The 18,005-nt window shown below is 59.0% G+C and carries 15 protein-coding genes; 6 read left to right on the top strand and 9 right to left on the bottom strand.

Translation table 11 applies throughout. The features are described 5' to 3' along the window. Window positions 1-13 precede the first annotated feature (13 nt). Window positions 14-1,678: an energy-dependent translational throttle protein EttA gene (gene ettA / locus QRN36_RS16230; RefSeq protein ID WP_285424990.1), complete on the top strand. Its 1,665-nt coding sequence runs from the start codon at window positions 14-16 to the stop codon at window positions 1,676-1,678. A gap of 194 nt (window positions 1,679-1,872) precedes the next feature. Here the strand turns inward: ettA and QRN36_RS16225 are convergent, their stop codons facing one another. Both QRN36_RS16225 and QRN36_RS16220 read right to left on the bottom strand, forming a co-directional pair. Beyond that, complete coding sequence (locus tag QRN36_RS16225) at window positions 1,873-2,370, bottom strand: GreA/GreB family elongation factor (RefSeq protein WP_285424989.1); 498 nt, start codon at window positions 2,368-2,370, stop codon at window positions 1,873-1,875. 86 nt (window positions 2,371-2,456) lie between these two features. Then, window positions 2,457-2,816 (bottom strand): hypothetical protein, encoded by a 360-nt coding sequence (locus QRN36_RS16220; RefSeq protein WP_285424987.1) that lies wholly within the window; start codon window positions 2,814-2,816, stop codon window positions 2,457-2,459. Between the two features lie 228 nt (window positions 2,817-3,044). Here QRN36_RS16220 and QRN36_RS16215 point away from each other — a divergent pair, with 228 nt between their 5' ends. Next, entirely contained in the window at window positions 3,045-4,253 is a 1,209-nt protein-coding gene (locus tag QRN36_RS16215) for a Bcr/CflA family multidrug efflux MFS transporter (RefSeq protein WP_285424986.1), read from the top strand. Between the two features lie 714 nt (window positions 4,254-4,967). Further along, a complete protein-coding gene (locus QRN36_RS16210) occupies window positions 4,968-5,660 on the top strand; it encodes a helix-turn-helix transcriptional regulator (protein WP_285424985.1) in 693 nt (230 codons plus the stop codon). Window positions 5,661-5,781: 121 nt separating this feature from the next. On the opposite strand, the gene QRN36_RS16205 is transcribed toward QRN36_RS16210, so the two are convergent. Beyond that, window positions 5,782-6,735 carry an adenosine deaminase gene (locus tag QRN36_RS16205; protein ID WP_285424984.1) on the bottom strand — a complete coding sequence of 318 codons (954 nt, stop codon included), beginning with the start codon at window positions 6,733-6,735 and terminating at the stop codon, window positions 5,782-5,784. 225 nt (window positions 6,736-6,960) lie between these two features. On the opposite strand from QRN36_RS16205, the gene QRN36_RS16200 reads away from it, so the two are divergent. Then, on the top strand, window positions 6,961-8,052 hold the full coding sequence (locus QRN36_RS16200; RefSeq protein WP_285424983.1) for a calcium:proton antiporter: 1,092 nt from the start codon (window positions 6,961-6,963) through the stop codon (window positions 8,050-8,052). Between the two features lie 67 nt (window positions 8,053-8,119). Here the strand turns inward: QRN36_RS16200 and QRN36_RS16195 are convergent, their stop codons facing one another. The 6 genes from QRN36_RS16195 to QRN36_RS16170 form a co-directional block, all read right to left on the bottom strand. Then, on the bottom strand, window positions 8,120-9,475 hold the full coding sequence (locus tag QRN36_RS16195) for an 8-oxoguanine deaminase (protein WP_285424982.1): 1,356 nt from the start codon (window positions 9,473-9,475) through the stop codon (window positions 8,120-8,122). Between the two features lie 207 nt (window positions 9,476-9,682). Continuing rightward, entirely contained in the window at window positions 9,683-10,369 is a 687-nt protein-coding gene (locus QRN36_RS16190) for an SDR family oxidoreductase (RefSeq protein ID WP_285424981.1), read from the bottom strand. A gap of 576 nt (window positions 10,370-10,945) precedes the next feature. Beyond that, window positions 10,946-11,530 carry a YigZ family protein gene (locus QRN36_RS16185; RefSeq protein WP_285424980.1) on the bottom strand — a complete coding sequence of 195 codons (585 nt, stop codon included), beginning with the start codon at window positions 11,528-11,530 and terminating at the stop codon, window positions 10,946-10,948. 30 nt (window positions 11,531-11,560) lie between these two features. Continuing rightward, entirely contained in the window at window positions 11,561-12,220 is a 660-nt protein-coding gene (locus tag QRN36_RS16180; RefSeq protein WP_285424979.1) for a TetR/AcrR family transcriptional regulator, read from the bottom strand. Window positions 12,221-12,304: 84 nt separating this feature from the next. Then, the gene (locus QRN36_RS16175) at window positions 12,305-13,690 is read right to left on the bottom strand and encodes a uracil-xanthine permease family protein (protein ID WP_285424978.1); all 1,386 of its coding nucleotides are present in this window, start codon (window positions 13,688-13,690) and stop codon (window positions 12,305-12,307) included. 198 nt (window positions 13,691-13,888) lie between these two features. Further along, window positions 13,889-14,809, bottom strand: a complete 921-nt coding sequence (locus QRN36_RS16170; protein WP_285424977.1) for a LysR family transcriptional regulator — start codon at window positions 14,807-14,809, stop codon at window positions 13,889-13,891. 146 nt (window positions 14,810-14,955) lie between these two features. Between QRN36_RS16170 and QRN36_RS16165 the strand changes: the two genes are divergently transcribed. Further along, complete coding sequence (locus QRN36_RS16165) at window positions 14,956-16,302, top strand: aspartate aminotransferase family protein (RefSeq protein WP_285424976.1); 1,347 nt, start codon at window positions 14,956-14,958, stop codon at window positions 16,300-16,302. A gap of 67 nt (window positions 16,303-16,369) precedes the next feature. After that, window positions 16,370-17,863: a CoA-acylating methylmalonate-semialdehyde dehydrogenase gene (locus QRN36_RS16160; RefSeq protein WP_285424975.1), complete on the top strand. Its 1,494-nt coding sequence runs from the start codon at window positions 16,370-16,372 to the stop codon at window positions 17,861-17,863. Window positions 17,864-18,005 lie beyond the last annotated feature (142 nt).

Genomic DNA, 18,005 nt, shown 5'->3' with positions numbered 1-18,005 from the left:
AGGTTTTCATTCCATGGCTCAATACGTCTTCACCATGCATCGGCTGAGCAAAGTTGTTCCGCCGAAGCGGGAAATCCTGAAAAACATCTCACTGTCATTCTTCCCGGGCGCCAAGATCGGCGTCCTCGGCCTCAACGGGTCGGGTAAATCCACGCTGCTGAAGATCATGGCCGGTGTCGACACCGAGTTCGACGGTGAAGCGCGCCCGATGCCGGAACTGAACATCGGCTATCTGCCCCAGGAGCCACAGCTGGACCCGACCAAGACCGTTCGTGAAGTGGTCGAGGAAGCGGTCAGCGTGATCAAGGACGCTCAGGCTCGACTGGACGAGGTCTACGCGGCCTACGCCGAGCCTGATGCCGATTTCGACAAGCTCGCCGCTGAGCAAGCGAAGCTCGAAGCCATTCTTCAGGCCAGCGACGGTCACAACCTTGAACGTCAACTGGAAGTCGCCGCCGATGCGCTGCGTCTGCCAGCCTGGGACGCCAAGGTCGAACACCTCTCCGGCGGTGAGAAGCGCCGCGTGGCCTTGTGCCGCCTGCTGCTGTCCGCACCGGACATGCTGTTGCTCGACGAACCCACCAACCACTTGGACGCCGATTCCGTCGCCTGGCTGGAGCATTTCCTGCACGACTTCCCGGGCACCGTGGTTGCGATCACCCACGACCGTTACTTCCTGGATAACGTCGCTGGCTGGATTCTGGAACTCGACCGCGGAGCCGGTATTCCTTACGAGGGCAACTATTCCGGCTGGCTCGAAGCCAAGTCCGATCGTCTGGCCCAGGAATCCAAGCAGCAGTCGGCTCATGAAAAGGCCATGAAGGAAGAACTGGAATGGGTGCGCAAAGGCGCCAAGGCCCGTCAGTCCAAATCCAAGGCCCGTCTGCAACGCTTCGAAGAAATGCAGTCGCAGGAATTCCAGAAGCGCAGCGAGACCAACGAGATTTACATCCCGGCCGGTCCGCGCCTTGGCGACAAGGTCATCGAATTCAAGAACGTCAGCAAAGGCTACGGCGATCGCGTGCTGATCGACAACCTGTCGTTCGCCATGCCTAAAGGCGCCATCGTCGGCGTGATCGGCGGTAACGGTGCCGGTAAGTCGACCCTGTTCCGAATGCTGATGGGCAAAGAGCAACCGGATTCGGGCTCCATTGAAATCGGTGAAACCGTGCAACTGGCCTGCGTCGATCAGAGCCGTGACGACCTGGACGGCAGCAAAACCGTGTTCGCCCAGATTTCCGACGGTTCCGACATGATCAAGATCGGCAACTATGAAATCCCGTCGCGCACCTATGTGGGCCGTTTCAACTTCAAGGGCGGCGATCAGCAGAAGTTCGTCAAGGACCTGTCCGGTGGTGAACGCGGTCGTTTGCACCTGGCATTGACGTTGAAGGAGGGTGGCAACGTCCTGCTGCTCGACGAACCGTCCAACGACCTCGACGTCGAAACCTTGCGTTCGCTGGAAGAAGCGCTGCTGGACTTCCCGGGCGCCGCCATTGTGATCTCCCACGATCGGTGGTTCCTTGACCGCGTGGCGACTCACATCCTTGCGTACGAAGATGACTCGCAGGCTGTGTTCTTCGAAGGCAACTACACCGAGTACGAAGCCGATCGCAAGAAACGCCTGGGCGACGCCGCCGCCCAACCGCACCGCGTACGCCACAAAAAACTCGCCTGATCCGCGATGCGCACGAAAAACGGAGCCTCAGGGCTCCGTTTTTTTTACCTCGAAAGATGGGCTGACCCCAACCTCTGTGGGAGCGAGCTTGCTCGCGAAGACGTTCGTATCCGACAAAGCTCTATTGCCTGACCACACCCCGCAGCAGACGCACACACCCGGCAATCAACATCCCCGACAAGGCCTCTGCCAAGTCACGTATCCGCCTCAATCTGCAGAATCTCGATGATCTGATCCCCCGCCGGACGCTGCCAGGTGACCTCATCACCCACTTCCGCGCCCAGCAACGCTTTGCCCAAGGGCGAGGCCCAGTTGATCAGCTGGCTGGCGGCATCGGCCTGATCCTCGCCCACCAGCTGCACGCGCTGTGATTGATCGTCTTCATCAGCAAACGTCACCCAGCTGCCGATCTGTACTTTTTCCGTGGAGATCGCTGGCGTCACCACTTGAGCGCTGTGCAGACGCTGATTGAAATAACGCAGGTCGCGTTCGATGTCGGCCAAGCGCTGTTTGTCTGCACTTTCTCCGCGCGATGTCTGCTCGCCATGCTGCGCCTGCAACGTCGCCACATGCGTCTGCAGTTGGGCAAGTCCGTTGGCGGTCACGTAATTGGGATTGCCGCTGACCTGGCGCTCTACCGGCTGACTCGCCTGCGCGGCGGCGTGATCTTCATTGACGAAGGCCCTACTCATGATGTGCTCCCTGTTCAAGACTCATGAACGTTGGGCCGTGCCGACACGCGGATAGTTTCCTCGTCGATCCGCCAACGACCTGCACGTCAGTGAGAGCGGTAGGCCTTGGCGGCGTCCTGCGTCTTCTGCTGTTCCCAGGCCCGGTCGCGGTCATTCCAGATACTGTCGCGGCCCTGATCCTGAATATTGCGATTCTCCAACTGCGCCTGACACTGACGGAATCCGTCGCTCCACCCTTGCGCGTAGATCGTGTCACGCAGATAACGCGGAACATCCTTTTTGTATTGCCCCTTCATGATGTCCACCGACTGCCGGCCACTGCCGCAGCCATCCTGAAAACCATCGGCAAACGCCGGCGGGTAACCTTCGGCCAATAACTGGTCGTGGGTAGACTGACATCCGGCGACAACCACCACACACCACAGCACTGCCCAGCGCGCATTCATTTCCGTAACCCTCGAACTTATGGAAAAAGTTTAGAAGCGGATCTGTGAGTTATTTGTAAAAGCGCTGTAGGAAATCCATTAACCGATGTCCGGTCAGGCGCGATAAGTTCCGGCTTTCCGCCTGATGGCCCCATTCTGAAAAAACTTTTAGTAATTTCCGTACGGCGGGCCTGAGAAGATTCAACGTTGGTAAACTGTCGCGCTGCGTCAAACCGTTTAGGAAGATTGATGAACCTCAGAACGATCCTGATCCTCGGCGCACTCAGCGCTTTCGGCCCCTTGGCCATCGACTTTTATCTGCCCGGCTTTCCAGCCATCGCCCTGGCCTTTGGCACGGACGAAAAACACGTCCAGATGACCCTGGCCTCCTATTTCCTGGGCTTGAGCATCGGCCAACTGGTCTACGGCCCGATTGCCGACCGCTTCGGCCGCAGAATTCCGCTGCTGTTCGGCGTTGGATTATTCACCCTTGCATCGCTTGCCTGCGCGCTCGCTCCAAGCCTTGAATGGTTGATCGCCGCGCGGTTTGTCCAGGCGCTGGGTGGCTGCGCCGGGATGGTGTTGTCGCGTGCGATCGTCAGCGACAAGTGCTCGCCCGTGGATTCGGCGAAAGTGTTCTCGCAGCTCATGCTGGTCATGGGGCTTGCACCCATTCTGGCGCCGATGCTGGGCGGCCTGCTGGTGAACGTCTACGGCTGGCAGACCATCTTCCTGACGCTCACGGTGTTCAGCGCGCTCACCGCCGCCGCGGTGTTCAAGGGATTGCCGGAAAGCATGCCGGCTGATCATCCACGTCTGCCGTTGTCAGGTGCCCTGGGTTCGTACTGGCGATTGTTCGGCGACCGGATTTTCCTCGGCCACGCGCTGACCGGCGGGATTGCCATGGCCGGCATGTTCTCCTACATCGCAGGTTCGCCGTTCGTGTTCATCAAGCTCTACGGTGTGCCGGCAGAACACTACGGCTGGCTGTTCGGCACCAATGCGGCGGGCTTCATCCTGATCGCTCAAGTCAATGCCCGTCTGGTGGGGCGTTACGGGCCGGCCTGGTTGTTGTCCAGAACGGTCTGGATCTATCTGGCCGCCGCACTGACGCTGCTCGGAATTGCGTCGATGCACACCGAAAGGCTTTGGCCGCTGCTGATCCCGCTGTTCGTGTACATCGCCAGCCTGGGCTGCATCATTCCCAACGCCTCGGCCTGTGCGATGAGCGGGCAGGGCAGGCGCGCCGGAAGCGCGTCGGCGCTGCTCGGTTGTCTGCAGTTCAGCGTGGCGGCAGGCGCCGCGGCCCTGGTCGGCGTGTTGCACGACGGCACGGCGGTGCCGATGGCCGCCGTCATTACCCTGTGCGGCGTTCTGGCGGCGGGCCTCGCGACGATCACTCGTCGCGCTCAGCAAAAGCGTGATGCGTTGGTGCAACGCGAAGACGTCCGCATCTGAGCCCATCGGCAACGCGCACGGCGTTGCCGACTCCCTTCCGACAATTAACACCGGTACGGACGTGTTCGGTGAGTAGAAAAAACAAACTCCCTTTGCAGCTTATTACTACTTAAAAAGTCGAAACTTCTTACATAAAAACACCGATCAATAAAGTGGGCTGTTGTCGATCAGTTGCTGGTGCCGAAATCATGCACGCTCAGAGAGATTTATTTCTTGAAAGTTTTTTGACCTTTGGTTGTAGGCATTTGCCATCGCGACATTTCCAGATTTTCGAGGAATGCCTTCTGACGCCCGGTTTTGAACGGTTAAGTGGCCGTATCGCCGCTTGCATTAACATCTGTAACGGGCAAGCTTTGCACAACGTTCGTCAGGACGGCTTACATCCTCTTGCGGCCGAGCCGTCCCGCTTAATTATCTGGCGAAGGTACGGCTTATACTATGCGGCCGCAGTCGATCCGATTTAACAGAACACCGTTCGTAACTGTGATGATCCTTATTCCGGAGCTGTAATGTGGGCGAATTCTGACATTCGGAATTCCCCTTGGCTGATATAGATCAAGGCCCCAGCGCGCTCCGGACGACCATTATGGTTGGACCCGTGTATGGATAGCGATCAGGCGTGGATTACAACAGTGATCTCACGCCGTGGTTTTTCGTTCGAGACGATATTGCCGGGTCATCGCAACAGATGAATGTTCAACAGGGAGTGAAGACATGGAACACGTACCTTGCATCAGCCAGATCGCCGCGTTACTGGCCGATCCCAAACGCAGCGCGATCATGTGGGCGCTGATGGACGGAACGTCACGCGCCGCTGACGAACTGGCCCTGATGGTCGGGTTGTCGACCGCCTCCGTAGGTGCGCATGTCGCGCGACTCGCTTCTGGTGGATTGCTGCGTCAAGAAGTGCGCGGGCGCAAGCGCTTCTTCAGACTGGCCGCGCCGGAAGTAGGCGTGGCGGTTCAGGCGCTGGTCAGTGCGTCGATGGTCAGCGCCGAGCTGATCAACCGCAGCCTCGCGCAACCGTTGCCGCCGTTGCCACTGCGCAGGGCTCGCGTCTGTTCGGATCACCTGGGCGGTGAGATGGCAACCGAGTTGTATCAGCGGATGTTGGGCGCCGGCTGGATCGAGCAATCCGAACAGCGCCTGGAAGTCACCAGCGTGGGCGTTTCCAGATTTGCCGAGCGCGGCATTTTCGTTCCGGCACTGGCCCACCGACGACGGGAGACCGTTTGCGCATGCGCTGATTGCAATGAAAGCAGTCCGCATCTTGGAGGTGCGCTGGGCGCCGGACTTCTACAGTTGTTCCTGCAGTTGGGTTGGCTGCGGGCGACCGAGGAGGCCAGTACGCTGCAGGTGTCTTCCAACGGGCAGCGTGAAATCAACCGCATTGCCGCGGCGGCGTAGCCGATCGTTGCTGCTAGGCAGTTGCGTGAAGGGCGTGTCGATGGGGCGTCGACAGCTTGCCGGCGCGGGCACGGTTTACGTGCGCGACCGGCAATCTGTGGCTATCTCTAACCTGTGACGATCACGGTTTGATCAGGCGGGCGTCCAGACTGTTCTGCGCCAGGCGTTGCGCCTGTGCTTCGGTCATGCCCAGATGCGTGTGCAGTGCATGGAAGTTCTCGGTGACATACCCACCGAAATACGCCGGGTCATCGGAGTTGACGGTCACTTTCACACCGCGCTCGAGCATGTCGAGGATGTTGTGCTGGCTCATGTCGTCGAACACGCAGAGCTTGGTGTTGGACAACGGGCAGACGGTCAGCGGGATCTGCTCGTCGATGATTCGCTGCATCAGGCGCTCGTCTTCGATCGCACGTACGCCGTGGTCGATCCGCTGGATTTTCAGCAGATCGAGCGCTTCCCAAATGTATTCCGGCGGGCCTTCTTCACCCGCGTGAGCCACGGTCAGGAAGCCCTCATTACGTGCGCGGTCGAACACACGCTTGAACTTGCTGGGCGGGTGGCCCTGCTCAGAACTGTCCAGACCCACTGCCACGAATGCGTCGCGGAAGGGCAGCGCCATGTCGAGGGTCTTTTCGGCTTCTTCTTCGCTCAGATGACGCAGGAAGCTGAGAATCAGGCCGCTGCTGATGTTCAGTTTTTCCTTGCCATCCTTCAGCGCGTGAGCGATGCCGTTGAGCACGACCTCGAACGGGATACCCCGATCGGTATGGGTCTGCGGGTCGAAGAACGGTTCGGTGTGGATCACGTTCTGCGCCTTGCAGCGTTCCAGGTAAGCCCAGGTCAGGTCGTAAAAATCCTGCTCCGTGCGCAGCACGTCCGCGCCTTGGTAATAGAGGTCGAGAAATTCCTGCAGGTTGTTGAAGGCGTACGCTTTGCGCAGGGCATCGACGTCGTTCCACGGCAGGGCGATTTTGTTGCGCTCAGCCAGCGCGAACAACAATTCCGGCTCCAGCGAACCCTCCAGGTGGAGATGCAGTTCTGCCTTGGGCAGGGCGTTCAACCAGTCGTACATGTGCGTTTCTCATCAGGTGCAATGTCGGCATTCTACAGATTCATCGGGCCAGGCTGGGTAAAAACCTGACCGGACGGTTCATACCTGCGGCAAGGGGGTGCGACAAAAGACCTCCGAACATCCGGGCGTCGCTGTGAAACCTTTATTTACAATCAGCACTCTCAACGGCTTCAATCCGGAATACTTCATGGACGTGCGGCATCGGTCGCAGGGATAAAGGCAGCGATGGGCACGATTCTCAAGCAGGAAAAATTTCTACTACTGGCGATCATCGCAACGTGCATCGCCTATCCGCTGGAACACGTTCTGCTCAGTAATGGGCACACGGTCGCGTTGTTGGCGGGTGTGGCGCTGGTGGGGTTCATCATCTGTGCCTCGATGCGCGTCGCTCACCACGCCGAATTGCTGGCGGAAAAGGTCGGCGATCCCTATGGCACGATGATCCTGACGCTGTCGGCAGTGCTGGTGGAAGTGGTCATCCTGGCAATCATGATGAGCAACGAGCCTTCGCCGACGCTGGTACGCGACACGATTTACTCGGCTGTCATGCTCGACATCAACGGGATTCTCGGACTGGCCGCGCTGATGGGCGGGCTCAAGCATGGCGAGCAGTCCTACAACGATGACTCCGCGCGGTCCTACAGCGTAATGATCCTGACCGCGATGGCAGTGTCGATGGTCGTGCCGGAGTTCATTCCCGAATCCAACTGGAAGGTCTACTCGGCCTTCACCATCGGCGCGATGATCGTGCTGTACGGTCTGTTCCTGCGCATGCAGGTGGGGCCGCACAGTTATTTTTTCAGTTACAGCTACCCGGATAAAAAACGCCGCAAGGACCAGCCCGAGCAGCACAGTGAGCCGGTCAACCTGGCTTTTTCGATCGGTACGCTGGTCTTTGGCGTCGTCGTGATCGGCGCGCTGGCCGAGGTGATGTCCAAGACCGTCGATCTGGGACTGGAGGGCAGCGGCGCGCCGCCGGTAATGACGGCGATCCTGGTGGCCGCGATCTCGGCGGCGCCTGAAATTCTCACGGCCTTGCGCGCGGCATTGGCCAACCGCATGCAGTCGGTGGTCAACATCGCACTGGGAGCGTCGCTGTCGACGGTCATCCTGACGGTCCCGGTCATGGAAGCGATGGCGCTCTATACCGGTCAGCCGTTCCAGATGGCGATGACGCCGGTCCAGACGCTGATGATATTCGTCACGTTGCTGGTCAGTGCGATCAACCTCAACGACGGCGAAACCAACGCCATCGAAGGCATGACTCACTTCGTACTGTTTGCCACGTTCGTGATGCTGTCGCTGTTGGGGCTGTGACGACGCGGCCGATTTGCCAGCGATTGCAAACGCTGGCAAATCTGCAGCGGCTTCAAGGTTCCCGCCATCAACCCTGGATCAATGCTGCCGCTGCCTGTCGGTGATCGGCGATCAGGCCTGCGACGTCCAGCCCTTCGACCTGGCCGTCGATCACGCGCCATTGACCGCCGATCATCACGCGATCTGCCCGGTCCGCGCCACACAGCAGAAGCGCCGAGACCGGATCATGGCTGCCGGAGAAACGCAGTTCATCGAGTTTGAACAGCGCCAGATCTGCTTGTTTTCCGACCGCCAACTCGCCGATATCGCTGCGCCCCAGCAGCCGCGCCGACCCCTTGCTCGCCCATCGCAGCACCAATTGCGGTGTGGTCCGTTCAGCGCCGTAGCGCAGTCGTTGCAGATACAGCGCCTGCCGGGCCTCGAGCATCATGTTGGATGCATCGTTAGACGCCGATCCATCCACGCCCAGACCCAGCGGCGCGCCGGCGGCGATCAGATCCAGTGTCGGGCAGATGCCGGAAGCCAGTCGCATGTTCGAGGTCGGGCAATGACAGACACCCGTGCCCGCGTTGCCCAGTCGGGCGATTTCCTGCTCATTGAAGTGAATCCCGTGAGCGAGCCAGGTGCGTGGGCCCAGCCAGCCGACACTTTCCAGATAATCCACTGTGCGCAGGCCGAACCGTTGCAGGCAGAAGTCTTCTTCGTCCAGCGTCTCGGCCAGGTGTGTATGCAGCCGCACGTCCAGCTGTTCGGCCAGGGCCGCGCTTTCGGTCATGATTTGCGTGGTGACGGAAAACGGCGAGCAGGGCGCCAGGGCGATCTGAATCCGGGCGCCGTCGCCGCGCTCGTGGTAGGTCTCGATCAGACGCTGGCTGTCCTCGAGAATCACGTGCCCCTGCTGCACGGTTTGCTGAGGCGGCAGGCCACCGTCCGCTTCACCCAGGCTCATCGAGCCGCGCGTGAGCATCGCCCGCATGCCCAGTTCCCGCACGCTCTGGACCTGTACGTCAATCGCGTTTTCCAGCCCGTCGGGAAACAGGTAATGATGGTCAGCGGCAGTGGTGCAACCGGACAGCAACAGTTCCGCCAGCGCCACTTTGCTTGCCAGCGCCAGCTTTTCCGGCGTCAGACGCGCCCAGACCGGATAGAGGGTTTTGAGCCAGGGAAACAACGGCTGGTTGACCACCGGACCCCATGCGCGGGTCAGCGTCTGATAGAAGTGATGATGCGTGTTGATCAGGCCCGGCAGCAGCACATGTTCGCGGGCGTCGAAGATTTCATCGCAAGGCTGCGAGGGCGCCTGGCCAGTGGCAAGCATTTCGACGATCACGCCGTTTTCCACGACCACGCCACCTTGGGCGTCGAGATCGTTGGCAGTGAACACAGCGAGGGGATTTTTCAACCAGATACGGATCGCGGGCATGGTGCCGGCTCCTCTGAAAGTGGGTTCAGGTCGCCAGCTCAGTTTTGCCCTGTCTGCTGATCCAGGGTCGCTACGGCGTCGGATGATGCGCGTGGCGAGGGTGGGAATTCTAGAAGGGGGTGCGCACTTCGATCAAGCGTTGAGCACCGCCATTTTTGAAGGGGAGCGGCCCTTAAGCACTGAACCGCTCCGTCCAATCGGCAACGATTACCAGGGAATCGTCTCACCTTTGTAGTTCACAAAATGGTGTCCACCCTTGCCCGCAAAACGCTCGAGCTGCTCCACCATGCCGTTGACACTGGTCTGCACGTCGATGTCCGCACCTTCGCCACCCATGTCAGTGCGGACCCAGCCCGGGTGCATCGACAGAACGGTGGGCTTGTTTTCACCCAGTTGCGTCACGAATGTGTTGGTCATCGAATTCAACGCGGCTTTGCTGGCTTTATACAGGGCCATTTCCGGTGCATCCGGCATGGTTACGCTGCCAAGTACCGAACTCATGAACGCGATGACGCCGGTCTCTGGACGGATATGGTTGACGAAGCGCTTGGCCAGCCGAATCGGCGCGACAGCATTGGTCAGGAACAGCTGGCCCAGCTCGCCCGCAGTGGCGTCGGTGGGATTGTCATGTTTCGGACCGCTGATCCCGGCGTTCACGAACAGCAGGTCATAGGTCTGGTCTTTCAAGTTGTGCGTCAGCACTTCCAGCGACGATTGCTCGTCCATGTCCAGTGTCTGGACGTGGACGCCAGGTACTGCCTTCAAGGCGTCCGAATGGAGCGGGTCACGGACGGTCGCAGTGACATCCCAACCTTGTTCGGTCAGGCGCTTTACCAGTCCCAGGCCCAGGCCCCGAGACGCACCGATGATCAGTGCAGTTTTCTTGGCAGACATATTTAAACTCCTTGAAGAACGAAACCACTGTGCTCTCAGAGTGGACCGCGCACGCCAGAAGGAATTTGGTTTTTCTGGCTCGCGTCAGTCGGCTTCCATGAGGTGAAGCTGAGGTGTCGCAACGTAACAGATGGATGGGCGGTCAGTGAGTAAACATTTTTTGAGTGAAGCTTCCGACAGGCTGACAGACGCTGCTGGAGGCCCTGCCCGAAGGGGCTGTAAGCGATTGTCACAAAGGTTCAATTAATTTGTACGAAAAATGACCAAACCCGTGCAGGCGAGGTATTCCCGGCGCTGTGGACAACCTTGCACGTGTTATCCACAGGATGCTCCACAGTTAATGTGCGCAAGCTGAAAACCGCGGTATAAGCGACCTCGCCCTAGGATCTAGTCGTGATAAGGCGACCTAACTCACTGTTTTCCGGCTGAATTATTCTGCGCAGGGTGTGATTGATCAAAAAATGATCATCACTGCGCAGCCCATGTGGATCAAGGCCTGCGCTGGGATGTGCTCAGCTTGTCCACAGGCAGGTGCACAGTAGATGTGGGCAACGTGTTCAGTTCTGTCGTTCGATGTCAGGGCCGATGCAGCACGATGCGTCCACGGCTGATATCCGAAAGCTGACGCTGAAAGGTGTCTATGTGCTCGGGGGCCAGCGCAACCTTGAGGTCCACACCAACGGCGGTGAAGTCTTCTCCCTTCACCCGCCCGTCGAGTTCAGAAAGGCGCAATTTCACCAAGGCCAATTCACTGAACGAACAGTCAAATGTCACTTCAACCCGATTGACCAAGGCGCGACGGTCAGCCTGTTGCAAGCACTTGTTCGCTCCGCCGCCGTAGGCCCGGGCAAGCCCGCCGGTACCCAGTTGAATGCCGCCATACCAGCGAATGACGAGCACCACCACTTGATCGAAATCCTGCGATTCGATAGCCGCCAGAATCGGTCGGCCGGCAGTGCCGCCCGGTTCGCCGTCGTCGGTGCTGCGGTATTGCGCGCCGAGTTTCCAGGCCCAGCAATTGTGCGTGGCGTTCAAGTCGCTGTGCTGTTCGATGAACGCCTGCGCGTCGGCGGGACTGTTTATAGGCGCGGCGAGGGTGATGAAGCGGCTCTTGCGAATCTCTTCGCGAAACTCGCATGGGCCGATAAGGGTTGAGGGCATCAATGTGTCCAGCTGGCGTTCGTTGAGGCTTCAGATCGGCGGCGTCAGCCCGCAGCCTTTGAGAATGATGCGAATCAGGTTATCACCTGCCACTTCCATGTCTTGCTTGGTCAGACGGCTGCGGCCTGTCACCTGACAGATTTGAGTGGCGAAATCCGCGTAGTGCTGAGTGCTGCCCCACAGCAGGAAAATCAGATGCACCGGGTCCACGGGGTCCATTTTTCCGGCATCGATCCACGCCTGGAACACAGCCGCCCGGCCTTGAAACCACTGTCGATAATCCTGACTGAAATATTCGTTGAGGCACTCGCCACCGCTGATGATTTCCATGGCGAAGATCCGCGACGCCTGCGGCTGGCGACGAGAAAACTCCATCTTGGCGCGAATGTACTGAGTCAGCGCCTGAGCCGGGTCATCGTCGACCTTCAGGTTGTTGAACGTGCTGTCCCACAACTGAATGATGTTGCTCAAGACCGCGATGTACAGCCCCAGCTTGTTGGTGAAGTAATAATGCAGATTGGCTTTCGGCAGACCGGCGTTCTGCGCGATGGTATTCATGCTGGTGCCTTTGAAACCGTGGCGAGCGAACTCGTCCTCGGCGGCTTTCATGATCGCTTCTTCGTTCTTCTGACGAATACGGCTGGCCGGTTTCGTGGCGCTGGCGCTGTGAGCAGGGACTTCAAGGGTCATGTGCGTTTCCAGACGGATCATTGTGTGCGACGCGGTGAACAGATAACGCACCCGCGTCGATCCGACAAGCGCCTGCGATGCAAATTAATGCTCGAACGCCTCAAGTTCCTGCTTTTTTTCAGCGCTGGCCTCCTTCTTCTCCGGCAGCAACAGACTCATGACGATCGCGGTCAGCCCGCCGCTGGTGATCGCGGAGTCAAACAGGTTCTGCACCAATTGCGGCAAATGATGGAGCAACGTCGGTTGGGCGGCGATACCCAGCCCGACACCGAACGAAGTGGCGATGATCAACATGCTGCGTCGGTCCAGCGGCGACTGGGCAAGGATGCGCACACCCGCCGCGGCCACGCTGCCGAACATCACCAGCGTCGCCCCGCCCAGCACCGGCTTGGGAATCTGCTGAAGAATCGCGCCGATGACAGGGAAAAGTCCGAGCAAAAACAGGATCAGTCCGATGTAGAGACCCACGTACCGACTGGCCACGCCCGTCAGCTGAATAACTCCATTGTTCTGGGCGAATGTCGTGTTGGGGAACGCGCTGAATGTCGCCGCGATCATGCAACTCACGCCATCGCCCAGCACGCCGCCTTTCAAACGAGCGATATAGCTGGGGCCTTTGATGGGCTCGCGAGACAGCATGCAGTTGGCGGTCAGGTCGCCAACGGTCTCAATGCTGCTGATCAGATAAATCAGCGCAACGGGCAGGAAAGCTGCCCAGTCAAAGCTGAATCCGAACTTGAAGGGGATCGGAACACTGATCAGCGCAACGTCGCCGATGGCCTGCGGCGCAAGCTTTCCGGAAAACCAGGCCGCGATGCTGCCGACCGCCAGGCCGATGATGATGGCAGACAAACGAATCCAGGGTGTATTCGAGCGATTGAGCAGGATGATCACGAGCAGCACGAACGTACCGAGCAGCAGGTTGCGCGGCTCGCCGAAATCCGGTGCGTTGAAGCCACCGCCCAAGTCCGTGACGCCAACCTTGATCAGGCTCACGCCGATCAATGTAATGACGATGCCTGTGACCAGCGGCGTGATGACCCGACGAAGCTGTCCGATGAACCGGCTGAGCACGATTTGCACAATCGCACCGAAGAAGCATACCCCGAACACCATGGCCATGATGTCCTCCGGGCTGCCGCCGCGCGCCTTGACCATGAAGCCTGCTGACAGCACTGCCCCCAAGAACGCAAAGCTGGTGCCTTGGAGGCAGATCATGCCGGCACCGATTCCGAACGGACGACGCGCCTGGATGAATGTGCCTACACCAGAAACCATCAGTGCCATGCTGATCAGGTAGGGCAGATACGCACCCAGGCCCAAGGCTGAGCCGATGATCAGGGGGGGTGTAATGATGCCGACGAATGCCGCAAGCACATGCTGAATCGCCGCCAGTATGGCGGGCGCCGGGCGGGGACGATCATTCAGTCCGTAGATCAGGTCGTTATTCTCTGGCGCATCAGGCTGCATGTCGTGCTCTCGGTTTCTGTGGGGGGCCAAGTCGACGCGGCATGAACGGCGCCAACCTGACTCGTATTGCAAAAACCTGTCCAACTGATCAGGTAGTCGGTTCACGACTCTCGTTATTGCCAGCTATTTCAATTAGTTAGCTAATGAAGGCGTCATCTCGACGGCACTGACTGGTGACGCTGTTCGCGCTTGCAGGCCTCATCGTGTCGCAGCCAGACTTTCAAGAAAGCTCTCCAGCACCAAATGAGGGCGACGCCCTTTGCGGGTGACGGTTACCAGGCTCAGATCATAAAAGCGAGTGCGCGGTTTGAGCGGCCGCAGTCGGCCTTGCTGAACCCAGAATGTCGCGTAGTGATCTGGCAGGTAGCCGATGTAACGCCCCGTCAGGATGAGAAATGCCATGCCTTCCCGATCCGAAGCACTGGCCGTGCATTTGAGCGCCTGATAGTGCGCCTGGATCTCGGCGGGAAGTCGAAATGTCGGGGCGATCGCCTCCTGATCCGCGATCCGCTCATCGTCCAGTTGGGCGTCATCCACATAAAACAATGGATGACCCACTGCGCAGTACAGCAGCGAGCGTTCGCTATACAGCGGCTGGTACTCCAGACCCGACAGTGCGCTGGCCTGAGGCACGACACCCACATGCAGGCTACCGTCGAGCACACCTTGCTCGACCTCATTGGGGGCGATCATCCGGATGTTGATGTGCACATCCGGCCCGCGCTCTTTCAACTGTGAAAGCGCGTGGGTGATTCGCATGTGGGGGAGGGTCACGAGATTGTCAGTCAGGCCGATGTTCAGCTCGCCTCGAAGGTGTCGGTGAAGACCGTTTACTTCCGTACGAAAACTCTCGAGTGCGCTGAGCAGCTGGAGCGATGACTGATACACCTCACGACCTTCTTCTGTCAGGGAAAACCCCGCTCGCCCACGCTGACAGAGACGAAGTCCCAAGCGTTGTTCGAGATCGCTCATTTGCTGACTGATCGCGGATCGGCCAATCCCCAGCGCACTTTCGGCTGCGGAGAAACCGCCCGACTCGACGACGCTGCGAAAGATGCGCAGCAGGCGGATATCAAAATCACTCACTTGTGCCAGCGGATCGGAACGTCGAGTACTCATAGTTTAGTAGTCAGCCAACTAAAGATCATAAAAGCAGGGTTTTCCCGACTTTATGCCCGTGGCAACGTAGCTGCAACCGGCACTGCTTCCCGATCCTGTTCAAGGGAATGAAGACAGGCCACCCACGTCCTTGTGAGGTTATTCCGATGAACATGCCCGAATCGTCCGATATGTCGCTGGCCAGTCAGTTGAAACTCGATGCTCACTGGATGCCCTACACGGCCAATCGCAATTTCCAGCGTGATCCGCGACTGATCGTGGCTGCAGAAGGCAGCTATCTGACTGACGACAAGGGGCGCAAGATTTACGATGGCCTCTCTGGTCTGTGGACCTGCGGCGCGGGTCACACACGCAAGGAAATCCAGGAAGCCGTGGCCAGGCAACTGGGCACTCTCGATTACTCGCCCGCTTTCCAGTTCGGCCATCCGTTGTCATTCCAGCTGGCTGAGAAAATCACTGAGTTGACGCCGGGCAACCTCAATCATGTGTTCTATACCGACTCGGGTTCGGAGTGTGCCGACACGGCGGTCAAGATGGTTCGCGCTTACTGGCGCCTGAAAGGCCAGGCGACCAAGACGAAAATGATCGGGCGCGCCCGGGGTTATCACGGCGTGAACATTGCGGGCACCAGCCTGGGCGGCGTCAACGGCAACCGCAAGATGTTCGGTCAACTGATGGATGTCGATCATCTGCCTCACACATTGCTGGCAAGCAACGCGTATTCCCGGGGGATGCCAGAGCAGGGCGGCATCGCGCTGGCAGACGAGATGCTCAAGTTGATCGAACTGCACGACGCTTCCAACATCGCAGCCGTGATCGTCGAGCCGATGGCCGGCTCTGCTGGCGTCATCGTGCCTCCGCAGGGCTACCTCAAACGCCTTCGTGAAATCTGCGACCAGCACAATATTCTGCTGATCTTCGACGAGGTGATCACGGGCTTTGGTCGTACCGGCTCGATGTTCGGCGCAGACAGTTTCGGGGTGACCCCTGACCTGATGTGCATCGCCAAGCAGGTGACCAATGGCGCCATTCCGATGGGCGCAGTGATCGCCAGCAGCGAGATCTACCAGACGTTCATGAACCAGCCGACTCCTGAATACGCGGTCGAATTTCCCCACGGTTATACCTATTCCGCACACCCGGTCGCTTGCGCTGCGGGGCTGGCGGCGCTGGATATCCTCAAGCGTGAAAATCTGGTGCAGCAAGTCGCTGAGACCGCGCCGCATTTCGAGAATGCGCTGCACGGTCTTAAAGGCAGCAAAAACGTCATCGACATTCGCAACTACGGCCTGGCAGGTGCGATTCAGATTGCTGCCCGCGATGGCGATGCAATCGTTCGACCGTTCGAGACCGCGATGAAACTGTGGAAAGCCGGTTTCTATGTCCGCTTCGGTGGTGACACGCTGCAGTTCGGGCCAACGTTCAACAGCAAACCTCAGGATCTGGACCGCATGTTCGATGCGGTCGGCGAAGCGCTCAACCAGATCGACTGACCTACCTGACTTATCAACAGGCGCGGCTCAGGCTGCGCCTGCGAGCACCCTTTTGCGGAGTTAACCCATGAGCAACATTCAACACTTGATTCACGGCGAACTGGTCAGCGACACCGGTCGCACCGCCGACGTGTTCAATCCGTCCACCGGACAGGCGATTCACAAGGTCCCGTTGGCCAGTCGCGAAACCGTGCAGCAGGCGATCGATTCGGCCAAGGCGGCTTTCCCGGCATGGCGCAACACGCCACCTGCCAAACGCGCCCAGGTCATGTTTCGCTTCAAGCAACTGCTGGAACAGAACGAAGCGCGCATCGCTCAGTTGATCAGTGAAGAACATGGCAAGACCCTGGAAGATGCTGCCGGCGAATTGAAGCGTGGGATCGAAAACGTCGAGTACGCCAGTGCCGCGCCCGAGATTCTGAAGGGTGAGTACAGCCGTAACGTCGGCCCGAACATTGACGCCTGGTCCGACTTCCAGCCGCTGGGTGTCGTGGCGGGAATCACACCGTTCAACTTTCCGGCCATGGTGCCACTGTGGATGTACCCATTGGCGATCGCCTGTGGCAACTGCTTTATCCTCAAGCCGTCCGAGCGCGATCCAAGCTCGACGCTGCTGATCGCTCAGTTGCTGCATGAGGCAGGTTTGCCCAAGGGCGTCCTGAACGTCGTGCACGGCGACAAGGCCGCGGTCGATGCGCTGATCGAGGCGCCAGAGGTCAAAGCGCTCAGCTTCGTCGGCTCCACGCCGATCGCCGAGTACATCTATAAGGAAGCGACATCGCGCGGCAAGCGTGTTCAGGCACTCGGCGGCGCCAAAAACCACGCGGTGCTGATGCCGGATGCCGATCTCGACAATGCGGTCAGTGCATTGATGGGCGCGGCCTACGGTTCGTGTGGCGAGCGCTGCATGGCTATTTCGGTCGCCGTTTGCGTGGGCGATCAGGTTGCTGATGCGCTGGTAGCCAAACTGGTGCCGCAGATCAAGGCGTTGAAAATTGGCGCAGGCACCAGCTGTGGCCTCGACATGGGACCACTGGTGACCGGTCAGCATCGGGATAAAGTCAGCGGCTATATAGAAGACGGCGTGGCGGCGGGTGCAAAGCTGGTCGTCGACGGTCGGGGTCTGACCGTTTCAGGTCACGAAGAGGGTTTCTTCCTGGGCGGATGCTTGTTCGATCAGGTCACCCCGCAGATGCGTATCTATAAGGAAGAGATCTTCGGTCCGGTTCTCTGCATCGTCCGGGTCGACAGTCTTGAGCAGGCGATGCAGCTGATCAACGATCACGAATACGGCAACGGCACCTGCATCTTCACCCGCGACGGTGAAGCCGCCCGGCTGTTCTGCGATGAGATCGAGGTCGGCATGGTCGGCGTCAATGTGCCGTTGCCTGTGCCGGTGGCTTACCACAGCTTTGGCGGCTGGAAACGTTCTCTGTTCGGCGACTTGCATGCTTACGGTCCGGATGGCGTGCGTTTCTATACTCGTCGCAAGGCCATCACCCAGCGCTGGCCGCAGCGGGCCAGCCACGAGGCTTCGCAGTTTGCCTTCCCAAGTCTTTAATCACGCGCAAGAGGGCGGGCTGCAAGGTTCGCCTTTTCGCTTATCAGCTGATTTTTGACCGATATGACAATTTAATGAAATTAGGGGTTGACGCCCCTCTCAATGTCTCTATAATTCGCCCCACTTCCGGCGCAGACGAAAC

The sequence above is a fragment of the Pseudomonas sp. efr-133-TYG-103a genome (assembly GCF_030209235.1).
GTDB lineage: Bacteria > Pseudomonadota > Gammaproteobacteria > Pseudomonadales > Pseudomonadaceae > Aquipseudomonas.
This window is presented reverse-complemented; position numbering and strand designations above follow the sequence as displayed.